At 40.0% G+C, this 6,751-nt stretch carries 7 protein-coding genes and 4 tRNA genes; all 11 read left to right on the plus strand.

Features of this window, described 5'->3' with window-relative positions; genetic code table 11:
- Positions 1-38 precede the first annotated feature (38 nt).
- The gene (locus B5G52_RS22550; RefSeq protein ID WP_369679931.1) at positions 39-134 is read left to right on the plus strand and encodes a hypothetical protein; all 96 of its coding nucleotides are present in this window, start codon (positions 39-41) and stop codon (positions 132-134) included.
- Positions 135-156: 22 nt separating this feature from the next.
- Positions 157-999, plus strand: a complete 843-nt coding sequence (locus B5G52_RS13985; RefSeq protein WP_087533261.1) for an alpha/beta fold hydrolase — start codon at positions 157-159, stop codon at positions 997-999.
- A 209-nt stretch (positions 1,000-1,208) separates the two neighbouring features.
- Positions 1,209-1,613: a DUF1801 domain-containing protein gene (locus B5G52_RS13990; RefSeq protein ID WP_087533262.1), complete on the plus strand. Its 405-nt coding sequence runs from the start codon at positions 1,209-1,211 to the stop codon at positions 1,611-1,613.
- A 152-nt stretch (positions 1,614-1,765) separates the two neighbouring features.
- Positions 1,766-2,917, plus strand: coding sequence for a dicarboxylate/amino acid:cation symporter (locus tag B5G52_RS13995; RefSeq protein ID WP_087533263.1), 1,152 nt, complete (start codon positions 1,766-1,768; stop codon positions 2,915-2,917).
- A 108-nt stretch (positions 2,918-3,025) separates the two neighbouring features.
- On the plus strand, positions 3,026-3,676 hold the full coding sequence (uvrY, locus tag B5G52_RS14000; protein ID WP_087533264.1) for a UvrY/SirA/GacA family response regulator transcription factor: 651 nt from the start codon (positions 3,026-3,028) through the stop codon (positions 3,674-3,676).
- Positions 3,677-3,685: 9 nt separating this feature from the next.
- Positions 3,686-5,509 (plus strand): excinuclease ABC subunit UvrC, encoded by a 1,824-nt coding sequence (uvrC, locus tag B5G52_RS14005; protein ID WP_087533265.1) that lies wholly within the window; start codon positions 3,686-3,688, stop codon positions 5,507-5,509.
- Between the two features lie 42 nt (positions 5,510-5,551).
- Entirely contained in the window at positions 5,552-6,097 is a 546-nt protein-coding gene (gene pgsA, locus B5G52_RS14010; RefSeq protein ID WP_087533266.1) for a CDP-diacylglycerol--glycerol-3-phosphate 3-phosphatidyltransferase, read from the plus strand.
- Positions 6,098-6,236: 139 nt separating this feature from the next.
- Positions 6,237-6,312, plus strand: a tRNA-Gly gene (locus tag B5G52_RS14015).
- Positions 6,313-6,342: 30 nt separating this feature from the next.
- Positions 6,343-6,416: transfer RNA gene (locus B5G52_RS14020), tRNA-Cys, on the plus strand.
- A gap of 36 nt (positions 6,417-6,452) precedes the next feature.
- A tRNA-Leu gene (locus tag B5G52_RS14025) sits at positions 6,453-6,539 on the plus strand.
- Between the two features lie 88 nt (positions 6,540-6,627).
- Positions 6,628-6,703: transfer RNA gene (locus B5G52_RS14030), tRNA-Gly, on the plus strand.
- Positions 6,704-6,751 lie beyond the last annotated feature (48 nt).

Raw genomic sequence — 6,751 nt, forward strand, 5'->3', positions numbered from 1 at the left:
CTTTTTTGTAAAAAATAAAGCTGTGGCTGTTTATGGAAATGAACCGACAATCGATAACTAAAGAAATCAAGCGAAGCGAGCTTGAAATCAGGCTAATGCTCAGTGAGCATTTTAGCTCCAACAGTCAAAACTAAGCTAAATGTAAAGGGAAATACAATGCAGTTAAGATCTCTAGGCGTTAATACTAATAGCTTCTTGGTATTCACTCTATTTTTATTGCTTTCTGCAAATGCTAAAGCCGCATTTGTAAAGGTAGATGGCTTTGACTTGGAATATGAAGTTGCAGGTGCTGGTAAACAAATTGTGGTTCTAGAGGCGGGCGGTAGTGCTGGTCTGGATGATTGGAACTCGGTTTTTAGTTCCATAGCTGAGCAAACTAAGGTTATTCGATACTCGCGTGTCGGCAATGGTAACTCAACCGCAATTAAACGGCATTTCACTTCAATGGATTATGCTGATCACTTGAGTGAGTTCTTCTTGGCGCTGGGTATTTCAAAACCAGTAATACTTGTTGCGCATTCTTATGGCGGCAGTGTCGCGCGAGATTTTGCTGCAAAATATTCACAACAATTAAATGCATTACTCATGCTCGATCCCTCTTCTGAGCACGATATTGATATACTGCGTGCCATAAACCTAGAGCAGGGCAATAAAGAAATAGCGCAAATAAAACTAAGTGATATGGCAAATGGAATGTCGAATCAATATTTAGACTTTTGGAGTAAACGCCCCTTACCTGATTATCCGAAGATTAAAGATATGCCCGTGACTGTTATCGCATCTGTGTGTAAAGTAGCTGAGCCAAGTAATTTGTTTTTTACCGATAAGGGTAGAACAATGTGGGGGGAGATGTGGCAGAGTTGGGCTGCTGAATTTCCTCAAGGGCGCAGTGTATTAACAGTAAAAAGTAGTCATTTTATTCAAAATGATGAACCTACGCTGGTGCTTCGAGAGTTAAAGCGTTTAATAAAGATATTGGATGATAATAAGCAGCCATGATCATATTTTGCTAAGCTTTAAGTAGGTTAAGAATTTACAGTGAGCTATTCTTAATTCTGCTGTGGGACTGAGTGTTATTAAATAGATTACATAGATGTTGAACTATTTTAACTAACGCTAAATTACTCAAGCACAAGCAAAGCAATGATCTCGAAAAAGTACTTATACTTGAGCCGAAGAAAAAATCTATTATAGTTTAGGAATGCTATATGAATGACCAGGTAAGAAAAAAGTTCGCCACTTACCCTGCAGACGTTGCTGTTGTATTAAATGAGGTAAGAAGTTTAATTTTTAAGGTTGCCAGTGAGGATGGCATCAACGAGCTTGAAGAAAAACTCAAATGGGGTGAGCCGAGTTATATCTCTAAAAGTGGTTCTGCAATTCGATTTGATTATAAAGAAAAATCACCGCAGCAATTTTGTATTTACTTTAACTGTAAAACCAAACTGATCGACACATTTAAAGAGTTGTATGGCGATACCTTTGTCTATCAAGGCAATCGTGCGTTGGTATTTGAGATCAGCCAATCACTGCCAAGTATTGAGCTTGCGCATTGTTTGTCTTTGGCCTTACGTTACAAAAAAATAAAGCACCTATCATTATTAGGTACATAGATTTATTTATGATTATTTTAAGTAACTTTTTACCTATTGAAATTGTGGACTGAAGATATTTTGTGCAAACAAACAGTTTTTAAGCTGTTTTATGACACATGTATTTAAAAACATGTTAAAACTTCAATATTAGAATTTATGAAGTGACTATAATGACGTTAATAATAAAATTAATAGCCGGTATACTCGGCGGTATTTTAGTGGGTTTATATGTTCCACTAACAGGTGTTGAACTTCTTTATACTGTTAAAGAAATCATAGGACAATTGATTTCATTTACTATCCCATTAATTATTCTATTCTTCATCGCCTCTGGTATTGCTGGGCTGCCAAAAGGGTCTGGACATTTACTGGGCAAAACGGTTGGATTTGCTTATGGCTCGACTGTCATAGCAGGCACGTTAGCAGTATTAGTTGTGAGTGCTATTATACCTCTGTTTGATGGTGGCCTGAGCTTTGAAGCTGAAGTTGCAACAGAAGTCGCCAGTTTTATTGATTTAGAAACCCCTCCTCTAATGGGTGTAATGACGGCCCTTGCGACAGCGTTTGTTTTTGGTATTGGTATGAGCCAACTGGAACTAGAAACGCTGAAAAAGGTGTCTGATCAGGGGCGTGATGTTATTGATGGTTTACTAGCAAAAGTAATCATCCCGGCGTTGCCATTTTATATTGCCGGTGTATTCGCAGAAATGACAGTGGCAGGTACTGTTGTTGATACATTACAAACTTTTGGCGTGGTACTTGTTGCTGCTTTAGTCATGCATTGGCTGTGGTTAAGCATTCTGTATATTGGTAGTGGTATCTTATTAAAGCGAAACCCTGTTGAATTAATCAAAAATATGCTTCCTGCTTATTTTACAGCGTTAGGTACTATGTCTAGTGCAGCGACTATTCCTGTGTCATTGCGTGCAAGTAAAGCAAATGATGTAAAAGACGATGTTGCTAACTTTACAGTTCCACTGTGTGCAACCATTCACTTATCGGGCTCAACCATCACGATTGTAACGTGTGCAATGGCGGTGATGTTTTTATCACCGAGTATGGAGGTGCCATCTTTATTTGGTATGTTGCCATTTATTATGATGTTAGGTGTCGTGATGATTGCAGCACCGGGTGCCCCTGGTGGCGCGGTAATGTCAGCGCTGGGTTTATTAACGACTATGCTTGGCTTTAATGAAGGTGCTGTTGCGCTAATGATCGCACTTTACTTAGCACAAGATAGCTTTGGCACTGCTTGTAATGTAACAGGTGATGGTGTAATTGCTTTATGGGTTGATCGTTTTAGTGAAAAAGCGTCATCTTAAATTCGCATTGTGAAACGATAATACAGTTATCGTTTCATCTTTTATGTGTTAATGTGGCGCATTAAATTGTCGTAATGACATGCTGTTAGGTTATATGAGGGTGTTCCATTGATTAATGTACTTTTAGTTGATGACCATGAGCTTGTACGCACAGGGATCAGACGTATATTAGATGATATTCGTGGATTCAAAGTGGTTGGTGAAGCAAAAACAGGTGAGGAGGCCGTGCAATTTTGCCGCCAGCATTCACCTGATATTGTTTTAATGGACATGAACATGCCAGGTATTGGTGGTCTTGAGGCGACAAAGAAGATTTGCCGCTATTGCCCTGATGTTAAAATTATTGTGCTAACAGTACATTGCGAAGATCCATTCCCGAGTAAAGTAATGCAAATTGGTGCACATGGTTACCTAACTAAAGGGGCTGGCTCTGACGAAATGGTAAATGCTATTCGCGCAGTTAATGCAGGCCAGCGTTATATTGCCCCCGAAATTGCCCAGCAAATTGCACTTGCTCAAGTAACTGGGCGCACAGATGAAAACCCGTTCCAGAGTTTATCTGAGCGTGAACTACAAATCATGTTAATGATCACCAAAGGTGAAAAAGTGCAGGATATTGCTGAGCGCCTTAATTTAAGTTCTAAAACAGTGAATAGCTACCGTTATCGCATGTTTGAAAAGCTTAATGTAAGTGGTGACGTTGAGCTCACACACTTGGCTATTCGCCATAAAATGATCGACATAGACAGTTCGCACTAAATCTGTTTTATGGCCGAATTTGATCATGCCCACTTTCTAAAAACACTATCAAGTGAACCTGGTGTATACAGAATGCTTGATAGTGAAGAGAAAGTTATCTACGTTGGTAAGGCAAAAAACCTTAAAAAGCGTGTTAGTAGCTATTTTCGTAGCAATGTAACAGACAGTAAAACACGTGTATTAGTTAGTAATATTTGTGGTATCGATATTACTTTAACGAATACTGAAACCGAAGCGCTGTTACTTGAAAACAACTTAATAAAAAAATACCAACCGCGCTACAACATATTACTGCGTGACGATAAATCTTATCCCTATATCTTATTAACTTCTCATAAGCATCCCCGACTTGCGTTTCATCGTGGTAGCCGAAAGGTCAAAGGTGAATACTTTGGCCCTTTTCCTAGTGCAGGTGCCGTGTCAGAAAGCTTGCGATTAATGCAAAAGATTTTTCCTGTTCGTCAATGTGAAGATGCTTACTATCGCGCACGTAGCCGTCCATGCTTACAATACCAATTAAAGCGTTGTTCAGCGCCATGCGTTAATAAAGTAAGTGATGAAGAATATACTCAACAAGTCGATTATGTTCGTAAATTTTTAACGGGTAAGTCTCACGAAGTCATCGCGGATCTTATAAGTAAAATGGAAGCTGCTAGTAAAGCTTTACATTTTGAGCTTGCTGCGAAGATACGCGACCAAATAATGTTACTGCGTAAGATGCAAGAACAGCAATCTATCTCAGGTAATTACGCCGAGATGGATGTGGTAGGATTTGCTCATTTGAATGGACTTAACGGTATTCATTTATTAATGATACGCGATCATAAAGTATTGGGCAGTAAAACGTACTTTCCAAAGGTACCTAAAGATTCAACACAAGAAGAAATTTTAACTTCATTTTTAGGGCAGTACTATTTAGCGCCAGGGGCCACGGGGCGAATTGCAAAAGAAGTTATTTTACCTTTCGCGCTTGAAGAAGCGCCTGTACTAAGTGAAGCAATGAGCCAAATAAGTGAGCGCAAAGTTAACTTAAAAACGGTTACCAGAGGCGAGCGCGGTCAGTACTTACAGCTTGCGAATAAAAATGCATTAAATAGTATAAGTGTTAAACAAAGTACCATCGACTCCATCAATAAACGTTATGCGCAGCTTAAAGCAACTTTAGGGCTAGATGATATTAATCGAATGGAATGTTTTGATATCAGCCATACAATGGGTGAAAATACAGTGGCAAGTTGTGTTGTATTTGACTCCCAAGGGCCAAATAACAAAGAGTATCGTCGCTTTAATGTTACAGGTATCACAGGGGGCGATGACTATGCCGCGATGGAGTTTGCTTTAAATAAGCGTTACAACAAGCTTGTAGATGAAGATAAAATTCCTGATGTTATCTTTATAGATGGTGGTAAAGGGCAGCTTTCTCGAGCTGAGCAATACTTTGAAACTTGGCCACATGTTAAAATGCCGCTGTTAGTTGGTGTTGCTAAAGGGACGAGTCGTAAACCTGGCTTAGAAACATTACTCATTGACGGTGGCCGCAAAACGATTCCTATGGATTCTGATGCACCGGCCTTACACTTAATCCAACATATTCGTGATGAATCACACCGTTTTGCAATTGCAGGGCACCGAAATAAACGTCAAAAACAACGCACACAATCTTTGTTAGAAGAGATAAGTGGTGTGGGATCTGTACGACGCCAAACTTTATTAAAATTTTTAGGGGGCATGCAGGGTGTAAAAGCTGCTAATATAGACCAATTAAAGCAAGTTCCTGGGATCAGCCCTGACATGGCTGAGAAGATATTTAATCATTTGCATGACAAGGGCTAGCCCTTCGTGCGAATATAGAAAAAAAGACATCTCCAAGTAGTTATGTGGAATATTCCAAACACACTCACAACCTTTAGACTTTTTCTTATCCCCATTTTTTTGGTGATATTTTATTTACCTTATTCATGGGCGTTTTTTGCTGCCGCATTTATTTTTTGGCTTGCATCAATAACCGATATTCTTGATGGCTATTTAGCGCGTAAGCTTGAGCAATCAACTCCCTTTGGTGCATTTTTAGATCCTGTAGCAGATAAAGTAATGGTGTGCGCCGCACTTGTTGCACTATCTAGTTATTATCAATCTATGTATATGACCATTCCAGCGCTAATCATTATCAGTCGCGAGATAGTTATATCGGCTTTACGCGAATGGATGGCTGAGCAGGGCAAAAGAGGCAATGTGGCTGTATCTAATATGGGCAAGATCAAAACAGCTGCACAAATGTTAGCCATAATAGGCCTGATCTGGCAGTACGATACATGGATGATGTACTTAAGCTATGGCTTATTGTACATTGCAACCTTCTTAACATTGAGTTCAATGTTGCAATATTTAGTAGCTGCGTGGAGTGAATTGACTAAAAATTGATTGTAAACGTCTAATAACGCACCGTTTTAGATAAAAAATAATCAAACAGTTCAAAACTAGCATTTTTTGTATTGACGCGTTTAATAATCTCTGTAGAATGCGTCCGTGTTGAGAGGGCATAGCCCCTTAGATAAAGAAAGCGGCACTAGCTCAGTTGGTAGAGCGCGACCTTGCCAAGGTCGAGGTCACGAGTTCGAGCCTCGTGTGCCGCTCCAGTTTATCTTAAAGGCTAACCCCGGTATTGGGGCGGAATGGCAGAGTGGCCATGCAGCGGATTGCAAATCCGTCCACCTCGGTTCGACTCCGGGTTCCGCCTCCATTCAACACTCCACATGCTTTAAATAGCAAACTCGATGCCCGAGTGGTGGAATTGGTAGACACAAGGGATTTAAAATCCCTCGACTAACAAGTCGTGCCGGTTCAAGTCCGGCCTCGGGCACCACTTTGTGGTTTAATTACATCGCCAAGTGTAATTTATAAAAACAATGTTACATAAATTAGTTTATGTGAAAAATTAGAATTAATATGATGCGGCACTAGCTCAGTTGGTAGAGCGCGACCTTGCCAAGGTCGAGGTCACGAGTTCGAGCCTCGTGTGCCGCTCCATATTAGTTTTATCCACTTGCTTTAAATAGCAAACTCGATGCCCGAGTG

The organism is Pseudoalteromonas sp. A601 (assembly GCF_002165575.1).
In the GTDB taxonomy this organism is placed as follows: domain Bacteria; phylum Pseudomonadota; class Gammaproteobacteria; order Enterobacterales; family Alteromonadaceae; genus Pseudoalteromonas.

Coding starts and splice junctions, on each gene's coding strand:
- B5G52_RS13995 (WP_087533263.1), top strand. CDS start 1,766: ATGACGTTAATAATAAAATTAATAGCCGGTATACTCGGCGGTATTTTA.
- pgsA (WP_087533266.1), top strand. CDS start 5,552: ATGTGGAATATTCCAAACACACTCACAACCTTTAGACTTTTTCTTATC.
- B5G52_RS13990 (WP_087533262.1), top strand. CDS start 1,209: ATGAATGACCAGGTAAGAAAAAAGTTCGCCACTTACCCTGCAGACGTT.
- uvrC (WP_087533265.1), top strand. CDS start 3,686: ATGGCCGAATTTGATCATGCCCACTTTCTAAAAACACTATCAAGTGAA.
- B5G52_RS22550 (WP_369679931.1), top strand. CDS start 39: ATGAACCGACAATCGATAACTAAAGAAATCAAGCGAAGCGAGCTTGAA.
- B5G52_RS13985 (WP_087533261.1), top strand. CDS start 157: ATGCAGTTAAGATCTCTAGGCGTTAATACTAATAGCTTCTTGGTATTC.